Raw genomic sequence first — 327 nt, forward strand, 5'->3', positions numbered from 1 at the left:
GGCTCCCTCGTCTCTCGCAACGAGACGCCCCTCATCGGCAAGCCCCTCTCCAACACCCGCGCCTACGTCCTCGACTCCTCGCTCCAGCCCGTCCCCATCGGCGTCGCGGGTGAGCTCTTCCTCGCGGGCGAAGGCCAGGCTCGCGGCTACCTCCTGCGGCCGGAGCTCACCGCGGAGCGCTTCATCCCCGAGCCCTTCGGCCCCTCGGGCAGTCGCATGTACCGCACCGGCGACCGCGCACGCTTCCTCCACGACGGCCGCCTCGAGTACCTCGGTCGCGTCGACCTCCAGGTGAAGGTCCGCGGCTTCCGCATCGAGCTCGGCGAA

Annotated in this window: 1 protein-coding gene; it reads left to right on the top strand. The window is 71.3% G+C overall.

The annotated features are described in order from the left end of the window. The coding region (locus JGU66_36405) for an AMP-binding protein (GenBank protein ID MBJ6766259.1) at positions 1-327 on the top strand (327 nt) is incomplete at both ends.

This window comes from Myxococcaceae bacterium JPH2 (assembly GCA_016458225.1).
Taxonomy (GTDB): Bacteria; Myxococcota; Myxococcia; order Myxococcales; family Myxococcaceae; genus Citreicoccus.